This is a genomic window from Ruegeria sp. YTSC002, from assembly GCF_059609845.1.
Genome location: NZ_JBXWML010000013.1, coordinates 59,186 through 78,189, shown reverse-complemented (window position 1 = coordinate 78,189; position 19,004 = coordinate 59,186). Strand labels below are relative to the sequence as shown.

18 protein-coding genes are annotated in these 19,004 nt (G+C 57.0%); 13 read left to right on the top strand and 5 right to left on the bottom strand.

What is annotated here, in order from left to right; all coding sequences use genetic code 11:
- The first annotated feature begins 37 nt into the window (after positions 1 to 37).
- Together AC2FFD_RS19375 and AC2FFD_RS19370 are read left to right on the top strand one after the other, a co-directional pair.
- Complete coding sequence (locus tag AC2FFD_RS19375; RefSeq protein WP_170344196.1) at positions 38 to 1,150, top strand: Ppx/GppA phosphatase family protein; 1,113 nt, start codon at positions 38 to 40, stop codon at positions 1,148 to 1,150.
- Positions 1,150 to 1,872 carry an RlmE family RNA methyltransferase gene (locus tag AC2FFD_RS19370; protein WP_170344195.1) on the top strand — a complete coding sequence of 241 codons (723 nt, stop codon included), beginning with the start codon at positions 1,150 to 1,152 and terminating at the stop codon, positions 1,870 to 1,872. Before AC2FFD_RS19375 ends, AC2FFD_RS19370 begins: the two co-directional genes overlap by 1 nt.
- On the opposite strand, the gene AC2FFD_RS19365 is transcribed toward AC2FFD_RS19370, so the two are convergent.
- From AC2FFD_RS19365 to AC2FFD_RS19355, 3 genes are all read right to left on the bottom strand, one after another.
- Complete coding sequence (locus AC2FFD_RS19365) at positions 1,869 to 2,060, bottom strand: hypothetical protein (protein WP_480447811.1); 192 nt, start codon at positions 2,058 to 2,060, stop codon at positions 1,869 to 1,871. The two genes, AC2FFD_RS19370 and AC2FFD_RS19365, sit on opposite strands and share 4 nt — an antisense overlap.
- Positions 2,061 to 2,147: 87 nt before the next feature.
- The gene (locus AC2FFD_RS19360; RefSeq protein WP_496873879.1) at positions 2,148 to 4,049 is read right to left on the bottom strand and encodes a cytochrome c3 family protein; all 1,902 of its coding nucleotides are present in this window, start codon (positions 4,047 to 4,049) and stop codon (positions 2,148 to 2,150) included.
- Positions 4,046 to 4,912: a YihY/virulence factor BrkB family protein gene (locus AC2FFD_RS19355; RefSeq protein WP_170344192.1), complete on the bottom strand. Its 867-nt coding sequence runs from the start codon at positions 4,910 to 4,912 to the stop codon at positions 4,046 to 4,048. The genes AC2FFD_RS19360 and AC2FFD_RS19355 overlap by 4 nt, the downstream gene beginning before the upstream one ends.
- A 159-nt stretch (positions 4,913 to 5,071) precedes the next feature.
- On the opposite strand from AC2FFD_RS19355, the gene AC2FFD_RS19350 reads away from it, so the two are divergent.
- From AC2FFD_RS19350 to AC2FFD_RS19315, 8 genes are all read left to right on the top strand, one after another.
- On the top strand, positions 5,072 to 6,157 hold the full coding sequence (locus AC2FFD_RS19350; RefSeq protein ID WP_170344191.1) for an AI-2E family transporter: 1,086 nt from the start codon (positions 5,072 to 5,074) through the stop codon (positions 6,155 to 6,157).
- A 3-nt stretch (positions 6,158 to 6,160) separates the two neighbouring features.
- On the top strand, positions 6,161 to 7,267 hold the full coding sequence (locus tag AC2FFD_RS19345) for an acetoin utilization protein AcuC (RefSeq protein WP_496873878.1): 1,107 nt from the start codon (positions 6,161 to 6,163) through the stop codon (positions 7,265 to 7,267).
- A 122-nt stretch (positions 7,268 to 7,389) separates the two neighbouring features.
- The gene (locus AC2FFD_RS19340; RefSeq protein ID WP_425078299.1) at positions 7,390 to 8,367 is read left to right on the top strand and encodes an AAA family ATPase; all 978 of its coding nucleotides are present in this window, start codon (positions 7,390 to 7,392) and stop codon (positions 8,365 to 8,367) included.
- Positions 8,368 to 8,384: 17 nt separating this feature from the next.
- On the top strand, positions 8,385 to 9,332 hold the full coding sequence (locus AC2FFD_RS19335; RefSeq protein WP_496873877.1) for a DUF58 domain-containing protein: 948 nt from the start codon (positions 8,385 to 8,387) through the stop codon (positions 9,330 to 9,332).
- Positions 9,329 to 9,802: a DUF4381 domain-containing protein gene (locus tag AC2FFD_RS19330; RefSeq protein ID WP_496873876.1), complete on the top strand. Its 474-nt coding sequence runs from the start codon at positions 9,329 to 9,331 to the stop codon at positions 9,800 to 9,802. The genes AC2FFD_RS19335 and AC2FFD_RS19330 overlap by 4 nt, the downstream gene beginning before the upstream one ends.
- Positions 9,802 to 10,785, top strand: a complete 984-nt coding sequence (locus AC2FFD_RS19325) for a VWA domain-containing protein (RefSeq protein WP_496873875.1) — start codon at positions 9,802 to 9,804, stop codon at positions 10,783 to 10,785. The genes AC2FFD_RS19330 and AC2FFD_RS19325 overlap by 1 nt, the downstream gene beginning before the upstream one ends.
- 2 nt (positions 10,786 to 10,787) lie before the next feature.
- Positions 10,788 to 12,284: a VWA domain-containing protein gene (locus tag AC2FFD_RS19320; protein ID WP_496873874.1), complete on the top strand. Its 1,497-nt coding sequence runs from the start codon at positions 10,788 to 10,790 to the stop codon at positions 12,282 to 12,284.
- Positions 12,281 to 13,510: a hypothetical protein gene (locus AC2FFD_RS19315; RefSeq protein ID WP_496873873.1), complete on the top strand. Its 1,230-nt coding sequence runs from the start codon at positions 12,281 to 12,283 to the stop codon at positions 13,508 to 13,510. Before AC2FFD_RS19320 ends, AC2FFD_RS19315 begins: the two co-directional genes overlap by 4 nt.
- A 3-nt stretch (positions 13,511 to 13,513) precedes the next feature.
- On the opposite strand, the gene AC2FFD_RS19310 is transcribed toward AC2FFD_RS19315, so the two are convergent.
- Positions 13,514 to 14,194, bottom strand: coding sequence for a Crp/Fnr family transcriptional regulator (locus tag AC2FFD_RS19310; protein ID WP_496873872.1), 681 nt, complete (start codon positions 14,192 to 14,194; stop codon positions 13,514 to 13,516).
- Positions 14,195 to 14,393: 199 nt separating this feature from the next.
- Here AC2FFD_RS19310 and AC2FFD_RS19305 point away from each other — a divergent pair, with 199 nt between their 5' ends.
- The 3 genes from AC2FFD_RS19305 to cls all read left to right on the top strand — a co-directional run bounded on the left by AC2FFD_RS19305 (position 14,394) and on the right by cls (position 18,520).
- Positions 14,394 to 15,995 carry an arylsulfatase gene (locus AC2FFD_RS19305; RefSeq protein ID WP_496873871.1) on the top strand — a complete coding sequence of 534 codons (1,602 nt, stop codon included), beginning with the start codon at positions 14,394 to 14,396 and terminating at the stop codon, positions 15,993 to 15,995.
- Between the two features lie 99 nt (positions 15,996 to 16,094).
- On the top strand, positions 16,095 to 17,084 hold the full coding sequence (locus AC2FFD_RS19300) for an HAD family hydrolase (protein ID WP_257600781.1): 990 nt from the start codon (positions 16,095 to 16,097) through the stop codon (positions 17,082 to 17,084).
- Positions 17,085 to 17,107: 23 nt separating this feature from the next.
- Positions 17,108 to 18,520, top strand: coding sequence for a cardiolipin synthase (gene cls / locus AC2FFD_RS19295; RefSeq protein ID WP_496873870.1), 1,413 nt, complete (start codon positions 17,108 to 17,110; stop codon positions 18,518 to 18,520).
- Here the strand turns inward: cls and AC2FFD_RS19290 are convergent.
- Complete coding sequence (locus AC2FFD_RS19290) at positions 18,517 to 18,951, bottom strand: ion channel (protein ID WP_257600783.1); 435 nt, start codon at positions 18,949 to 18,951, stop codon at positions 18,517 to 18,519. The two genes, cls and AC2FFD_RS19290, sit on opposite strands and share 4 nt — an antisense overlap.
- Between the last annotated feature and the right edge of the window lie 53 nt (positions 18,952 to 19,004).

Sequence of the window (19,004 nt, the reverse complement as noted above, 5' to 3'; positions counted from 1 at the left end):
TAGGGTCGGGGTAACTCGAAAATCGGAGGGCGTAACGATGGCGCCCAAGCGTCCCAAAGGTGCGGGCGCGTTCCCGAAAGCGGTCGAAAGCCCCGCGCCGGCAAGACCCGATCCGGATGCTCTTTATGCGGCACTGGATCTGGGGACAAATAGTTGCCGCATGTTGATAGCCCAGCCCAAGGGAAGTGGGTTTCATGTGGTCGACAGCTTCTCCAAATCCGTGCAGTTGGGCGCGGGTCTGGAACGCACCGGACGACTGTCGCGGGCGTCGATGTCGCGCACCGTTCAGGCATTGCGAATCTGTCAGCAAAAGCTGAAACGCAACAAGGTCAAACGGATGCGTCTGATCGCAACCGAGGCGTGCCGCCGCGCCAAGAACTCGCGCGAATTCATCCGGCAGGTGAAGCGCGAAACCGGGCTCACGCTTGAGATCATTCAGCCCGAGGAAGAAGCCCGTCTGGCGGTGATTTCCTGTGCCCCGCTGGTTTCGACCAAGACCGAGCAGTTGTTGGTCGTCGACATTGGAGGCGGTTCGACCGAATTGGTCTGGATCGACATATCGTCCGTTCCACGCCGCGACCGACCCGCGGCCATCATGCGGCTGCATCACGGGTTTCACACTGTCGACAGCCCTTTTCCCGCGGCCAAGGTCGTTGACTGGATCAGCGTACCGCTGGGCGTCGCCACGCTGCGGGACCAGTTCAATGATGTCGAGGATGACGCCGCCCGTTTCGCGTTGATGAGTTGGTTTTTCGAGGAAAACCTTGCCGATTTTGCGCCCTACAAGGACGAACAGACGCGCGAAGGGTTTCAGATCGTCGGCACCAGCGGCACGGTCACCACTGTGGCGGCCTCGCATCTGGGCCTCAAGCGGTATGACCGGACCAAAGTGGACGGGCTGCGCATGACCAGCGATCAGATTGACAAAGTCATACGCGGGTATTTAGAACTCGGCCCTCATGGGCGGCGCCGGGACCCTCGCATCGGTGAAGACCGGCAAGCCCTGATCATGTCCGGTTCGGCCATATTGCAGGCTTTGCTTCGTTGCTGGCCCACTGACCGCCTTTCGGTGGCGGACCGGGGGCTGCGCGAAGGTCTGCTTTATGCACAGATGAGCGCGGACGGTGTATTGGAAGACGGACCGTTCTGATGGCGAAGACACCTAGTGGAAAAAACAATTCGGGCCGCGGACAGCGCGACCTGAAGGTCAAGGTCAAGACAGCGCGCGGGCGCAAGCTCAGCTCGACCCGCTGGCTCGAGCGGCAGTTGAACGATCCTTATGTAAAACGCGCTCAGGCCGATGGATATCGTGGGCGAGCGGCATATAAAATTCTGGAACTGGACGACAAATTCCGCTTTCTGGTGCCCGGCGCGCGCGTGGTGGATCTGGGTTGCGCGCCCGGTGGCTGGTGTCAGGTCGCCGTCAAGCGGGTGAACGCGCTGGGCGAGAAATCAGGCAAACGGATCGGATCGGTGCTGGGCATTGACCTGCAAGAGGTCGAACCGGTCGCCGGCGCCGAGATCCATGTTCTGGACTTCATGGAAGATGACGCCGACCAGAAGGTCAAAGACTGGCTGGACGGCAAGGCAGACGTCGTGATGTCGGATATGGCCGCGGCATCATCTGGTCACAAGCAGACCGATCACCTGCGAATCATGGCGCTGTGCGAAGCCGCAGCTTATTTCGCGTTTGACGTTCTGGAAGAAGGCGGAACCTTCGTCGCCAAAGTTCTGGCCGGTGGTGCTGAAGGCGATCTGCAAAAACTGCTGAAGCAGAAGTTTCAGAAAGTTGCCAACGTCAAACCGCCTGCGTCACGCTCGGACAGTTCGGAAAAATTCGTTGTGGCAACAGGGTTTCGCGGCGATTCTTAATCATCCAACCGAATGCGATTTCCGCTCAGGCGTTGTTCGCGCAACGACGTGGCCGCCATGCCCTGCAACATCAATGTGTCACCATGGGTCAGGTATTCAGGTTCGCGGCTGCGCAACTCTTCAATACGTTGCGCCAACGAAATAGATCGTACACCCGTTGGTCTCTGCTTTGACACTTCAATGGACATCCGTCACCTCTGAACAGCACACCTGAAATGTTGTTAGCGGGGAATTTTGCCGCGAACATGGAGCAAATCGGGCACGTATATGCCGGTTCAGGGGCTGAGTTGTTGCGACAATTGCAGCAGGTTCGGATCATCCGGCAGCCTGTCCAGCGCCTCTTGCAGCACTATGCGCGCAGCTTCCGGGCCACGATTGATCTGCGCCAGTTGTACCAGCATCGGCCACGCCTCGGCCCGCTGCGGGTCCAGCGTCACAACTTCGCGAAAGGCCTGTTCAGCCGCAGGAGCATTGCGAAGCGTCAAAGCCATGCCCCCCAGTACAAGGTGGGTTTCCGGGGCATCCAGCCTATTCGAAATCGACTGCTGCCATTCCGACATGCCCTGCCCAAGCTTGGTCCGTTGCTCGGCCGTCAAACCCTGCGGCGGTATGCTCAGGAACTCTTTGGCGGCAGCGATGCGCACGTTTCGCAGAGGATCAGACAGCAACGGCTCGAGCCTGCGCACCTGATCTGCCGGGCTGGCCTGACGTTGCAGCGCCGCTGCATTCGCTCGTATCAGCGGGTCATCTTCCTGCAAAAGCGACGCTGTGACAGCGGCTATCTCTGGCGAGCCAAACGGCTGCATAAGATATGCGGCGGTTGCTCTGACGATCCCGGGCTGCGACGCATCCATTGCGACGGCAAGCAAACCTTCGGGCGTGTCGAGCTGCCCTTCGGCCGCAGCTTTGAAAACTGTCCCGTAATGCGGGCGTCGATTTGGCGATTCCGGAAACCAGCCTTCAATCTGGCTTGCAGCCCAGGCCTGGTCCTGGTCTTGATGGCAGTCAGTGCAGGCATCAACGCCCAACCCAAGATCCGGTCGGGGTATGCGAAAGCTGTGATCGCGTCGACCGTCGACACCCATGTAGGTCCGCTGGATCATATGGCAGCTTTTGCATTGGGCCCCTTCCCCGCCTTCCGGGTGATTGTGATGCGAAGGCGTGTCATAGTCCTTTGCGGCAAGGGTGGCGAATTCCGGATTTCCGGCAGGCGAATGGCACTGTGTGCAAACCCCGTTTCCTTCGGCTTTCAATTCTGCGCTGTGCGGCTCGTGGCAGTTCATGCATCCGACGCCCTGCGCGTACATCTTGGATTGCAGGAACGAGCCGTAGACGTAAACTTCATCCAGTATCTGCCCGTCGGGATGATAGGTCCCGGGGCGCAGCACAGCCAGATTATACGCACCATGGTACGGAGTTCCTGGAACCGGGTTTCCGTTGCCATGCGCCTCGCGCCGGGAATGACATCCGGCGCATTGCTGTATTTCTTCTTCGGTCCGCCCCTTGCCCCAACTCAACAGAAAGCCGGCATTGCCCAGGTCATCTGAAGACCCCTGTTCCCGGACCCAATCGATATGAGCGGACCCCGGCCCGTGGCAGGCCTCGCACCCGACCCCGATTTCGACCTGCTGAGACGTGTAGGATCTGGTTTGAGGATTGTAGTTCTTCTCAAAACCCGTGGCATGACATTCGGCGCAGCGCGCGTTCCAGTTCTTGTAGGGGCCTGTCCAATGTAACCCGTCATCAGGTGGCAGGTCCTGATCAGGGTACAGGTGATACCAGCGCTTTTGCTCTGTGTCCCAAACCACGTCGAAACTTTGCAAACGGCCCGGTTCGGTCTCGAAAAGGTATTGCTGCAAGGGTTCGATTCCAACGACGGAATGCACGTCATATTCCGTCGTCGCACCGTCTTTTTCCGTTACGCGGGCCGAGTACCTGCCTGCCTCACGTTTGAACTGGACGGACATACCGTCATGATCGAACCGGGTTCCGTCAAAATCGGCCGCAAGAGCGCCGTCAGTGGTATCTGTCCACGCCAGCGCATGATGTGACCCAGCCCAGGCTTCGGCTTCTTGCTGATGACAGTCGGTACACTGATCTGAGCCCACATATTCTGGGGTCTGCGCCTGAACTTCGCCAGCGATTGCAAGGCAGGCCAGTATCAGGGCAAATCTCATGCCGTATCTCCTTCTGAGGCATTTTGCAGATCAATCAATGCACCATTGTATTCGGCCCCCAGAATCAGGATCGCGGAATAGAGATACAGGAAAATCAATGCCGCCATGGCCCCCGCCAATCCTGCATAGGTGGCGCTGTAGGTGGCGAACTGACTGATATAAATTGAAAACGCCCATCCACCGGCCGCCCACAAGGCCAAAGTCAGCAGGACGCCGGGCAGAATTTGCATCAGGCTGTGCCTGCGGGTCGGCAGCACGAGATGTGCCAGAAGAACGGTGCCCGCAGGAACCGCCACCGTGAACGTCCAGCGCAGGCGATCCACGGAAAACCAGTTGGCCACGGCAACTTCCGTGTGTTCGGCCACCAGTTTCGTATAGACCGGCAAAACCACCTCGACCGCGGCGATGATCAGAATGGCCGACCCACCCAGAATGACCAGCACCAGGCAGAGCAGCCGGGTTTTCCAGAATGGCCAACTGTCTTCGTCATGGTAGGCCTGGTTCATGGCTGCACGTACGGCGGCAACGCCGTTGGAAGCAAAATAGATCGCCAGCAAACCACCCAAGGTGATGACACCCGAACCGGATCCAGCCAGAACGGCCCGCAGTTCGGCCACGATGGGATCTGCGACATCCTTGGGCCACGCTCCGAAAATCAGGTCAATCAACTCATCCGTGACATAGCCTTGCGACAACGCCCCTGCCAGCGCCACGGTGAACAGCACAAAAGGAAACAGCGCCATCATCAGCGACATGGCCACATGGCTGCTCATGACAAAGCCGTTCTTTCTGCTGAACCGACGGATCGACAGCCAAAGCGCCTGAACAGGTCGGCCAAACAGGGGATTCGCGGCAGTGGTCATGCGGCAACCCTAACCTGCCGAAATGGAACACAGAACCCGTCATGAATATCTATTTGGAGAATGAGGGCCAACAAACGCCTGAACGCATTGCATAAACAAGACCTCGCGTGCAGGATTGGGTCGCGCAGGACGGTAAATGCGCCAGACACAGGATACCGAATGACCCCGGATCAAAAAGACATTACGGTTAGTCCCAGGCTTCGACTGTCTGTTGTCCGGGATACATGCATCATCGCGACGCTGATCGTGCTGGGCCTCTATGCCGGGGCAAACTTCCTGATCCCGCTTGCCATGGCGCTGCTGGTCAATGTTCTGATCATCGCGCTGAGCGATCGCGTCGTCGCCCTGACCCGCGCTCCGGTCTGGCTGGCCAATATTGCCGGTGTGACCGTCGTTCTGGCGGGTTTGTTCATGATCATGTACGTGCTGGGCAGTCAGGCGACGCAGTTTGCACGCTCGATCAGCACCTACGAAAACCAGTTTGATGGTGCAGTCGAGCGAATAACGGGGCTGGTCGGCAACGACGTGACCACCTTCATTCGTGACAATCTGGTAAGTATCGACATGTCCTATGTCGCACGCGTATTGCTGGGCAGCGCCACCTCATTGTTGAACCAGTTCTTCCTGATCAGCCTTTATGTCGCCTTTCTGATGGCCGAACGACTGGCCTTTCGGAAAAAGATCCAACTGGCCGCCGGAGATCCTGTCGCCGCAGCCGAGTTTTCCGCCATGCTCGATGCGATTTCGGTCAGCTTGCAACGCTATGTCGGCGTCAAGACCCTGATCAGCCTGATAACGGCAACCATCAGCTATACGGTTTTCCGCTCGCTTGGTCTGGAATACGCGGAAACATGGGCCGTATTGACCTTTGCCCTGAACTTCATCCCCTCGATCGGTTCGATTATAGCGGTGTTTTTTCCGGCCATGATCGCACTTGTTCAATTCGAAACGATCATCCCCTTCCTGGTCATCGTGCTGGGATGTGGGACGATCCAATTCCTGATCGGCAATTTCCTTGATCCGGCCATGCTTGGCCGATCCCTGAACATGTCGACCTTTCTTGTCATTCTGGCCCTGACCTTCTGGACAACGGTCTGGGGCCTGATCGGAGCGTTTCTGAGTGTGCCTCTGACCGTATGCATCCTGATCGTTTTCAGCCACATCCCGGCCCTTCGGCCGGTCGCCATACTGATGTCTCTGGATGGCAGATTGGGCGAGGACAACAGTCAGGCCGCAGCAAGCTAGGTCATGAAGCGCCCCCTGTTCATCGGATCGGATATCTACCGCAACTCGACCTACGGTTCAAAACACCCGCTGGCCATCCCACGGGTTTCAACTGTCATCGATCTGTGTCGCGAACTGGGTTGGTTGACCTCCGAGAACTACCGCGTCAGCCCCTGCGCAAAGCCAAGTGTATTGGAACGGTTTCATACGCCGGACTATATCGCCGCCCTGCAAAAGGCAGAAGCGGACCAGCATGTCACGGACGAAACACGGGATAAATACGGTTTGGGGACTCTGTCGAACCCGGTCTTCGCCGAGATGTATCGCCGGCCGGCAACCGCCGCCGGTGGTTCCATGCTGGCCGCCGAACTGATCCGGGATGGAGGGATCGTTTTCAACCCTGCGGGCGGTACGCATCACGGCCTTGCGGACCGGGCGAACGGGTTTTGCTATCTGAACGATCCGGTTCTGGCGATACAGACCCTTTTGAACACTGGCTTGGATCGCGTGGTCTATGTCGACATCGACGCCCATCATTGCGATGGGGTTGAACTTGCGTTTCGCGGGTCGGACAGAGTCCGGATGATCTCGGTGCATGAAACGCGGCGGTGGCCGTTCACGGGCCAACTTGAGGAAGACGCCGGTGGCGCGGCCTTCAACCTGCCGGTTCCAAGACATCTGAATGACGAAGAATTCACCGCCATTCTGGATCAATTGATCCTGCCAGCCACCGAGGCGTTCAAACCGCAAGCGATTGTCCTGCAATGCGGGGCCGACGCCGTGGCCGAAGACCCGCTTTCGCGTTTGACCCTGTCCAACAACGCGCATTGGCGAACGGTCGCGGCGCTGAAGCAGCTTTCGGCTCGTTTTCTGGTTCTGGGCGGCGGAGGGTACAACCCCTGGTCCGTAGGGCGATTGTGGAGCGGCGTTTGGGCCACCCTGAATGACTTTGAAGTTCCTGACACACTTGACGACGCTCCACAGAAAATCCTGCGGGATCTGACCTGGAGCAGGGCCGCAGGACAGGCGCCTCAACCCCACTGGCTGAACAGTTTGCGAGACGCGCCAAACCCCGGCCCCATACGACAGGAAGTGAAGGACGGTTTACGTCGCCTCACCGCCAGACATTGACAGTAGATCGGCCTTTCAAAGCCTGCTAACATTCCGACATTTCGGGATATTCCTGACCGACCCAACCCCTGTTCCGTCATCAATTCATTTCTTTCAGTTTGGCACCGATTGGACCACCACCTATGAATGCACTTAATCAGATACTTGATCTCAAGGCCCGCATGGGCCAGTCCATCATCGGGCAAACCGAGGTCATCGACCGACTGCTGATCGGGATGCTGGCCAACGGAAACCTTCTGATCGAAGGTCTGCCCGGATTGGCCAAAACACGTGCAGTCAAGGCGATGGCACGCAATCTGGACGCAGAGTTCAGCAGGATCCAGTTCACGCCTGATCTGCTGCCTTCAGACGTGACGGGAACCGAGGTGTTTCAACAAACTGATGAGGGCGGCACCTTTCGCTTTGAACCCGGGCCGATCTTTGCCAACATCGTCCTCGCTGACGAGATCAACAGGGCACCGGCAAAGGTGCAGGCCGCTTTGCTGGAAGCGATGGAAGAACGGCAGGTCACGGTTTCCGGAACCACCCACAAGATGGAACCATTGTTCATCGTGATGGCAACCCAGAACCCCATTGAACAAGAAGGCACCTATCCCCTGCCCGAAGCGCAGATGGACCGGTTCCTGATGCATGTTCAGATCACCTATCCGCCGGTCGAAGACGAGGTTGAAGTGATCCGGCTGGTACGGGGCGAAGAGATCGCCGCCGGGAAAGGCGCGTCAAGCGAGCCACCACCGACGATCCCGCAGGACGCCGTTTTTGCAGCGCGTTCGGAAATCGGGCAGATCCATGTTTCGGATGCAATGGACCGCTATATGGCCGATCTGGTTCAGGCGACCCGGACGCCTGCGGCGCTCAGCGCAGAACTGGCCAGCTGGATCGAAATCGGCGCCAGCCCGCGTGCCTCATTGGCATTGGACAAATGCGGTCGGGCGCATGCGTGGATGAACCAGCGTGATTATGTGGACCCTGCGGATATTCGAGCCATAGCACATGACGTGTTCCGTCACCGCATCACGCTGAGCTTCGAGGCGCAGGGGAACGCCAAAACGGCAGATGACGTGATCGCGGAAATCCTGCGTCTCGTCGCGCTGCCCTGACGGTTCGGGTTGGCCGGGTGCATCAATCCTCAGCATATCCCGATGATCCCCGCATTCACGTCACTGCGGATCACCTGTTGCGTCTGGAACTGCATTCTCGTGCCCTGAGCTTTTTGCCACGTCAGCCTGCCCGGTCAATCCTGAATGGAACACACGCATCACGCCTGCGCGGACGCGGCCTGAACTTCGAAGAATTGCGCAACTACCAACCGGGCGACGACATCCGCACCATTGACTGGAAAGTCACGGCGCGAACCGGTGAGCCCCATGTCAGGGTCTATACCGAGGAAAAAGACCGCCCTGCCCTGTTGCTGGTCGATCAACGCGTTTCGATGTTTTTCGGAACGGAGGTCTACATGAAATCGGTCATCGCCGCCGAAGCTGCCGCAATCACCGCGCATCGCGTTCTTGGCCAGGGCGATCGTGTCGGGGGTCTGGTCTTCAACGACACAAGCGTTGCGGAACACAGGCCGCAGCGCCGCGCTGCTGCGCTCATGCGGTTTCTGTCATCCATCGGGGCTGCCAATTCGGCCTTGCATGCTGCCTTGAACCCGCAACCCACCGTGGCTTTGAATGACATGTTGGCGGAAGCCGCGCGCATGTCCCAAACCAACGGGCTGGTTTGCCTGTTTTCCGATTGTGACGGGCTTGACGAAAGATCGGAATCCTTGCTGCGCCGCATTGCGGTCTCAAACGATCTGATCGTGTTCAATATTGCTGACAAAACAGCAAAGGGACTGGCGCCCGATCTGAAACTCACGGTCTCGGACGGCAGCGACCAGATCGAAATCGACAGCTCCGACCCCGAATTGTCCGGGAAAATTCGCAAGTCCATGGAGGACAGGTTGAACCACCTGCATACATGGTCCCGGCGATACGGTTTTCCGGTTGTTCCTTTGACAACCGCGGAACCCGCCCTGGATCAGTTGCTGTATCTGTTCGGGCATTGCAGGGGGCAGAAATGAGCATCGACACGACAGGGAAATCTCTGGTTGATCTGCTGAATATGCTCGAGCCGGCACCGGAACCCACGCCTATTTCGATGGTTCCACAGACATGGGGATGGTTGGCGCTGGCCGTTATACTACTTGGGTTTGTTGGACTGGTCTGTGTTCTTTTCGTCCGGCGAAGGCGGGCGAACGCGTATCGACACCACGCGCTGGCAGAGCTGGCAGACCCGGATGTCACGTCGGCAAAGGTTGCCGAAATCCTTCGCCGCACCGCGTTGGTCGCATATCCGCGCAAGCAGGTTGCAGGGATTCACGGGGATGATTGGTTGAGCTTCCTTTCGCAAACATCTGATGATTACACATTTTTATCGAACACAGGACAATCACTGATCGAAGCGCCGTACAAGGACCTGCCGCCAAACCGCGCCTTGACACAACTTGCTCGGCATTGGGTCAAGTCCCATAAACCGCATCGGGGACCGTGATGTTTTCCTTCTCTGCGCCTTGGGTGTTTTTGCTCCTGCCGCTGCCGCTGCTGGTCTACGCCATTGCTCCGCCCCGGCGGGAAACAACCGCGTCTATTCGCATTCCGTTTTTCCGCCGCGTGGCCCAGGCGGCCGGTGTCGAGCCGCAATCCGGGTCAATGATCCGAACCCGGGCCCGGCTGCAAACAGCCAGCGCCGCCTTGATCTGGATTCTGTTGGTTCTGGCGCTGGCGCGTCCGGAGCGTCTGGGCGATCCCGTCGTGATGGAAAAATCAGCCCGCGATGTGGTTTTGGCGCTGGATATTTCCGGCTCGATGGATCAGCGCGACTTTCAGACCGGATCCGGTGCCCCGATGCAACGGCTGGAGGCGGTCAAAGAGGTTCTGAAGCAATTCATCTCTGAAAGAGATGGTGACAGGATGGCGCTGATCATCTTTGGAACACGCGCATTCATTCAAGCGCCCTTCACGCAAGATCTGAACAGTTTGAATGGGTTTCTGGACCAAACTCAAGTTGGCATGGCAGGTCCGAACACCGCTTTGGGCGATGCCATAGGACTTGGCATTCGAACCTTTGAATCCAGCGAGGTTGACCAGCGCCTGATGATTGTCCTCAGCGATGGCGCCGATACGTCCAGTCGCATGACACCGGTCAATGCTTCGGCCATTGCTGCGGAAAAGAACGTGGTTGTCTATACGATTGGTGTCGGAGACCCGAATGCCACGGGCGAAGACCGCGTCGATCTTCAAGCATTGAAGGACATAGCCGATCGCACAGGCGGAGAGTATTTCTTTGCCGACGATGCAACGGCCCTTGAACAGACCTATGAACGCATTGATTCACTGAACCCCAGAATTGTGGAAACACAAAGCTATCGCCCCAAACAAAGCCTTGCCCATATTCCGTTGCTATTCGCGCTGATCGTCATTTTGGTCAGCATGGCCGGGTTTCATTTCTCACAGCGATACCAGGGGGCCGTCTGACGATGGATCTGGCTGATTTCCATTTTATCCGAGGCTATTACCTGCTGCTTCTCATCCCCATCTTTGCGTTGTGGTGGCGGATCAGACCCAAACCGATGGCAGAAACCAAACGGCCGTCAGGGATCGCCCCGCATCTTGCCGAGGCCTTGCTGCTGGGCAAGGAAGAAAACCGGCGCATCCAGCCCATTGACGTTGCGATGATCATTGCGGCGCTTGTCACATTGGCGGCCTCGGGCCCGACTTGGTCGCGTGCGCCCAACCCGCTGATCGCGGATACGGCTCCGTTGGTGATCGCTCTCAAAGTCACCGACAGCATGGAAAGCTCGGACCTTGCGCCATCCCGGCTGGATCGGGCACGGTTCAAGATTTCCGACCTGATCAACGAACGCGCCGGTGCTCGAACCGCCCTGATCGCCTATGCAGGAACCCCGCATCGCGTTGCCCCTTTGACCGAAGATGCGAACATACTTCGTCCGTTGCTTGAGGGGTTGACGCCCGAGGTGATGCCGGAGGACGGCGATGCCGCAGCCGATGCGCTTGCGTTGGCTCTGTCCATTCTGGATGACAGCGACGGCCCGGGGGCTGTGTTGTTCGTGCTGGATGACCTCGATCCATCTCAGGTATCTGGGTTAAGCGCTTCGAATACTGATATTTTCTTTCTCACCATGCTGCCTGACGATGGTCGTATTGCTCAGTTGGACAACCTCCAGAATGCATCAGTGGTGGCGTTTTCGAACGACGACCGGGACGTCACTCAACTGACGCGCCGTATCCAATCAGCCTATATTGCCGCCCTGGATGACGATGACCGCCTGGACTGGCAGGACAAAGGCTGGATTCTGGCCTGGCCTGCTGCACTGCTGTCCCTGCTATGGTTCCGGAAAGGCTGGATGGTCCGATGGGCAATTCTGGCTTTGATTGTGTTGCCCACATCCGGAGCGCGCGCAGAAGGATGGAGAGACTGGTTTTTCACCCCTGACCAACAGGGCCAGATTGCGATGAACCAAAAACGGTTTGGCGACGCGGCCGAGATGTTCGAAGACCCATATCACAGGGGATATGCCTATCTCAGGGATGGTCAATACGAAAAGGCGTCGTCCGTCTTTTCCACGCTGGACACGCCGGAAGCTGCGTTTGCCGAAGGAATGGCCCGAATAAGGAACCGCGAGTATCGCCCAGCCATATCGGCGTTCGAAACCGCCTTGGAACGTCGCCCCGACTGGCCCGAAGCCCAGCAAAATCTCGAGGTATCCAAAGCCATCCTGGACTATGTCGAAACGACGCGCGAACAGTCCGATACCGGCGAAGAGGCTGGCATCGGTGCAGATGATACGGTGTTTGACAACGACGCAGCACGCGGCAGTGACACCACGGTTCAAGCCGCCAAGGACGGGCCGCAGTCACTGTCCGCCGACCAGTGGATCAGTATGATTGACACCGATATGCAGGATTTTCTGAAAAACCGTTTCCTGTTGGAAAATCAGGAGCAAACAGAATGAGATACCTTGTTGTCTTCATTCTGCTGATGCCGGTTTCCTTGTCCGCACAGGACAGTTCATCCTACCAACCGCAGGTTTCAGTAGACATCCCGAACCAGGCCGTCATCGTCGGCCAGCCCGCCATCGTCCGCATCAAGGTTCTGGTTCCGACCTTCATGCCGCAACCGCCCGTATTCCCATCATTGGAGCAACAAAACATCCTGATTCGCCTGCCTGAAAGGGCTTCTGGTCCGGTAAGCGAAACGGTGGACGGAGAGACGTGGTCGGGGGTGCAGCGCAGTTATCGCCTGTATCCGTTGGCACCAGGGCCGGTCGCGTATGACGCGCAAGAGGTTGTCGTGACATTTGCCGATCCGCAGTCCAATGATCCGGTTCAGGTTTCGATGGCGCTTCCCCCCATACAGCTCAATGCAGAAATCCCGGATGGCGCTCAGGGTCTTGACCCGCTGATCATCGCAAGCGGTTTCTCTCTTGATCAGAAGCTGGACGGTCCGACCGATATGCAGGCCGGCGATTCCATCACGCGTGAGATAAGCGCGCAGATCTCTGGCACCACGGCCCTGACAATCCCGGCGCTGACGCCACAGGATCAAAGCCAACTGCTTCGCGCCTATCCCAAGGAACCCCGCTTTTCAGAAACAGAGGACCGGGGCATCCTGTCCGGGCAACGGGTCGAAGAAACCGTGTACATCGCCCAAGATGGTGGCGACACACAATTGTCGGCCGTTTCGATCGACTGGTTCAATCTGGACACCGGTCAGATCGAAACGGCATCACTTCCCGCGACCACGCTTTCACTGACACCCCCCAAGCGACAGCCACCAGACGCGCAATCCATCATCAAATCAGTTCTTTTCCTTGTCATTGCTGTATTCGCATTGTGGACATTGGGAAGGTTTCTGCGCCCGCGCTATGCAACCTGGAAAACGGAACGGCGCCGCAGGTATCTGGCTTCGGAGAGATATGCCGTCGATGCCTTGCGATCCGCTTTGCAATCAAGGGATCTGCCCGCGGCTTATCAGGCATTGGATCTTTGGAAATCACGCAGCGCGCATCCCGAGCGTTCTTTGGATCTTGAGAACAGCCTGATGAAGATCGGTGCTGCGCGGTATTCAGCGACGGCTGGCAACAGCCCGGAAGATTGGCAAGCAGCCATGCAAAACCTGGGTGCACTGAAAAGCGCAACAGAACGCAAGGACGGGTCCTTGCCCCCGCTCAATCCTTAGATTTCAACTTTGACAGTTGCTGATCAGCTTGCGCCGATCGATCAACCGTAGCCGGCCATAGCCCAATTCCACGAGGCCCAGATCCGCCAGGTGGTGCAGATGCCGGTGCAACGTCGGCTGAGATACCGCAACCATTTCAGCAAGCTCTTCCTGAGACACGACAATCCACCCATCCGATTTCAAGGTGCCTTCATCAAGATGCAACAGGCGCAGCACCAGACGCTTTTCAGACCCCGTAACCGCAAGGTTGGCCATGATGCGCAGTGCGGTCTTCATGTTTTCATGCGTCAACGCATAGAAATCACGGATGTATTCCGGGTTTTTCCGAACCAATCTTGCCACGCGGGAACCGGGAAAAAACAACGTGCGGGTCTTTTGCGTTGTCACGACGCTGACCAGCCGTTTCGCCCCGGAGAAAAGCGCAAGATCCCCGATCCAAAAACCCGATCCATCCTGATGCAAGACGAATTCCTGTCCGTCATCGGCAGGTGCGGTGATCTGAAGCGCGCCTGAAAGCACCGCGAAAATACCATTGGCCTGATCGCCGTGGTGGTAAAGGGTTTCTCCGGAATCGAAGGTTCTGTGAACTGCGACGGTCATTAGATCATTCTGAAACCTTGAATCGCGCGCGCCAAACCATTCGGTTTGGGTCAGAATCCGCATATCCTCATCAGAATCAAACATTTGTATCTTTCAAAATAATCATATGATAAGTTTTCGATACGTTTCATCGCTTAAAATAACTGTGTTCACTGCTCGAACAAGTATCTGTTTTTTGTGCGGGCAATCAACAACTTGCTTGCAGCTTCAAAGTATAGGCTCGCGGCTTCAAATTTATTTTTCTTTTCCGGGTCGTTAAGACCCGACTGATCAGGAGCACTTCATGTCATCTCCACGAATGATTGCAGACAATTGGCGCAGAACACTGCGCCGGTTCGCCGTGGCGACCGTTACTGTCGCCCTTGCCGTGCCCGCCTGGGCGCAGGATCAAAAACCCAATATTCTTGTGATATGGGGCGACGACATCGGTCAATCCAACATCTCTGCCTACACCATGGGCCTGATGGGATATCAAACCCCCAATATCGACAGGGTTGCCAAGGAAGGCATGATCTTTACCGACTACTACGGTGAACAATCCTGTACGGCTGGTCGGTCCTCGTTCATCATGGGCCAGTCTGTGTTCCGCACCGGATTGTCCAAAGTTGGTTTGCCGGGCGCGAAAGAGGGCATGCAAGTTGAAGATCCAACGATTGCCGGCCTACTAAAAGCTCAAGGCTATGCAACCGGTCAGTTTGGAAAGAACCACTTGGGCGATCGGGACGAAATGTTGCCGACCAATCATGGGTTTGATGAGTTTTTCGGAAATCTCTACCACCTGAACGCCGAGGAAGAGCCTGAAAACGAAGACTACCCGCAAAGCCCGGAATTCCGCGAACGGTTCGGTCCGCGCGGGGTCATAAAATCCAGTGCTGACGGAATGATCGAAGACACCGGCCCACTGACCAAAAAGCGCATGGAAACGGTGGATGACGAAACGGTTGCGGCCGCGCTCGACTTCATCACGCGCAAAACGGAAGAAGGTGTTCCGTGGTTTGTTTGGTGGTCCGGCACCAGAATGCACTTCCGTACTCATGTCAAAGACGAAATGCGCACGAAAGCCGACGAAATCGCCGGCAAGCATATGGATGAATACCAAGCAGGGATGATCGAGCATGACATGCATGTCGGCCAATTCCTTGCCCTGCTGGATGAACTGGGGATCGCGGACAACACGATCGTTCATTATTCCACCGACAACGGCCCGCACATGAACACTTGGCCGGATGCGGCGATGACACCGTTCCGAGGGGAAAAGAACACAAACTACGAAGGTGGTTGGCGTGTTCCGTCAATGGTACGCTGGCCCGGCAAAATCGACGCCGGCTCGGTCAGCAACGAGATCATGCATCACATGGACTGGTTGCCGACCTATTTGGCGGTTGCAGGTAATCCGAACATCAAGGAACAGCTGCTTGAAGGGATCACCGTGGCCGAAGTTGGCGGCGGACGCGACTACAAAGTGCATTTGGATGGATACAACTTCCTGCCGTACCTGACGGGTGAAACAGATGAAGGCCCACGTCACGAGATTTTCTACTTCTCCGACGATGGTGATCTGACTGCGTTGCGTTACGATGACTGGAAGGCAGTGTTTCTTGAGCACCGCTATCCGCAGACTTTGCGTGCTTGGGCAGAGCCCTGGACCGAACTGCGTATTCCGTTGCTCTTCAACCTGCGCCGCGATCCGTACGAACGGTCCAATGTCACTTCCAACACCTATTGGGATTGGTATATCGACCGTGTTTACCTACTGCTGCCTGCGGCAGAATATGTGGGCCAGTTCCTGGAAACATTCGAAGAGTTCCCGCCGCGTCAGAAGCCGGGCAGCTTTACGATTGGCGACGCCAAGGACAAGATCTTCAGTCAGGTCGGCTCCAAGTAAAATCGCGACACCTGAACCCGCAGCACCTGATCGGCGCTGCGGGTTTTTTGTTTTATCCACGGTATTTCTTACCGAAACATGCGTCGAAGGAATTAGGCCATGACAAGAGAGCCCCTAGCCTTGGCTGTTGCAGTTGTACTGAGCGGACTTGCGAGCTTCACGGCATCCGCAGATCCGCTGCCCTCATGGGCGGACACGGAATCGCGGGACCATATCGTTGACTTTGTCGAGGCGGTGACAGACCCTGAAAACAAAAGCTACGTAACCCCGGCAGCCCGGATCGCGGTATTTGACAATGACGGTACGCTCTGGGCTGAACAGCCGGTGTATTTCCAGTTCATTTTCGCCATGGATCGGCTTTCTGAACTGGCCGAACAAGATCCTTCGATCCTGTCCACACCTGCTTTGAAAGCCGCTGCCGAAGGTGATCTTGCGACGGTTCTTCAAGGCGGTCACGATGCGTTGATCGAAGTTGTCAACGCGTCACATTCCGGGACGACTGTCGAGGCGTTTCAGGCCGCAGTCGCGGAATGGCTGGCCGAAGCGCGACACCCGGACACCGGATTGCCTTATGACCAGATGACCTATCAGCCCATGGTCGAGCTGTTGCGCTATCTGCGGGACGAAGGGTTCAAGACCTATATTGTCTCGGGTGGCGGTATTCACTTCATGCGGGTCTTTGCGGAACAAGCCTATGGCATTCCGCCGGAACAGATTCTGGGCACCTATGGAAACTCGACTTTCGAAGATGTCGATGGCGTTCCGACCGTCATCAAGGCCCCCGGGATTGCCTTCATCGACGACAAGGAAGGCAAACCCATCAACATCGAACGCACAATCGGCAAACGCCCCATTCTGGCCGCCGGAAACTCAGACGGCGATTTCGCCATGCTGGATTGGACAACCTCGGGCAATGGGCCACGGCTGGGTGTTCTGATCCACCATACCGATGCCGAGCGGGAATGGGCCTATGATCGGGAAAGCCCGATCGGACGGTTGGTTGACGGTCTGGATCAGGGGCCGGACAAAGGCTGGGTCATCGTCGATATGGCGAAAGACTGGTCGCGGGTCTACACTGGAGGAAACTGAACGACCCGAAAGACTTACCGCCCATGTGGACATTGCTGGTTTCCACCTTTGTTTTTTTGCTCTATGCAATCGCAATTGTGTTTTCGGTGCGCGCTGCACAAACCGCGCGCACGCCGCAAGGAGCCGTTGGCTGGGTGGTCTTTTTGGTATCGGCACCGGTTTTTGCGGTGCCGATGTACCTGTTTCTGGGGCACCACAGGTTTCACGGCTATCGCATCGCGCGCCAGCAAAGCGAACGGGTCGTCGAAGGAATCAAGACCTTTGCCGACTATTCCAGACCTGATCCGACCACGATGTCGATCAATCCACGACCATTCGAGTTTCTGGCTCACCTTCCGGTCTCCAGTGGCAATGGCGCTCAGCTTCTGATTGATGGTCAGGCAACGTTTGATGCCATTTTCGAGGCGTTGGACGAGGCCAGAAACTATATCCTGATCCAGTTCTACATCGTCCGAGACGACGCGCTGGGCCGCAAGCTTCAGACCAAGCTGATCGAGGCCGCGAAACGTGGGGTGCATGTCCGTTTCATGATCGATGCTGTCGGCAGCTATGGGTTGCCAAGCACCTACCTGGACACGATGCGCGATGCGGGAATTGACGTGGCCGACCCTCGCCGTCAACGCGGCCCGAATTTCCGGTTTCAGCTGAATTACCGAAACCACCGAAAGACTGTCGTTATCGACGGTGAAACAGGTTTTATCGGCGGTCACAACGTGGGCGTTGAATATCTGGGAGAAGACCCGCATTTCGGCCATTGGCGTGACACGCATATCAAGATGACCGGACACATCGTCCGGCAATTGCAGCTCATCTTCACCGAAGACTGGCACTGGGCCCGCGATGAAGACCTGATTGATGATCTCGACTGGGCAGGCAGCGTGGCCGAGCAAGACATGAATGCCCTATTGGTGGCGACCGGACCCGGAGACGAAACCGAAACCGGCGCCATGATGTTCTTTTCGGCAATCGCCGAGGCGAAAGAAAGACTGTGGATCGCATCGCCCTATTTCGTGCCCGACATCGACGTCATGACCGCCCTGCAACATGCAGCGATGCGCGGGGTGGACGTGCGCATCCTTGTCCCGGATGTGATCGACCATCGGCTACCCTGGCTGGCCGCTTTTGCCTATTTCGACGAAATCCGCGACTGCGGCGTGCGTGTGTTCCGATATACGGATGGATTCATGCACCAGAAGGTGCTGGTGGTTGACGACACGCTGGCCGCGGTCGGCACGACCAATCTGGACAACCGGTCCTTCCGGCTGAACTTCGAGGCGATGGCCCTGTTTTTCGATGCCCGCGCAGCCTTGGCTGTTGATCAGATGCTGCGCGCGGATTTCGAGGCGAGCTATGAGTTGACGCGCCGTCTGGCCCAGCAACCCGCGCATATCCGGTTTGGCGCCCCCTTGGCGCGGCTGTTTGCGCCTATCCTCTAGGAAAAGAATTTCTCTTGAAAGACGCGCGTCATCATCGCCACCAGATAAGCGGTCGACAGACCAAAGGCCAGCAGACCGGCAACCGCGGCAAAAGACCCGAAGATACGCAATCCTTCGCCCAAAACGATATCGCCGTATCCCAGAGTCGTGAACGTCACCAGTGAGAAATAGATGGCCGAGTTCCAATCCGGCAGAACCTCAAGCAACACCCATACGATGGCCCAGATCCAGACCTGAATCGTATGCGTGGCGACGATAAACGCCAAAGATACCGCGATTGGTGTTGCCGTTCCAAAGAACACCCCCTTGGCGGACCATCTTTCATCCCACTTGATGATCGCAACGGTACACCAGGTTAACAAAAGAATCTCGACCAAGAAGCAGAGCGCCAGAAATGTACTGCCCCATATGATCTGATGCAGCAACGTCATGTTTTTCATCCTGATTTACGACAGTGGACCGTCCGGGCAGAATGGCCCTTTGA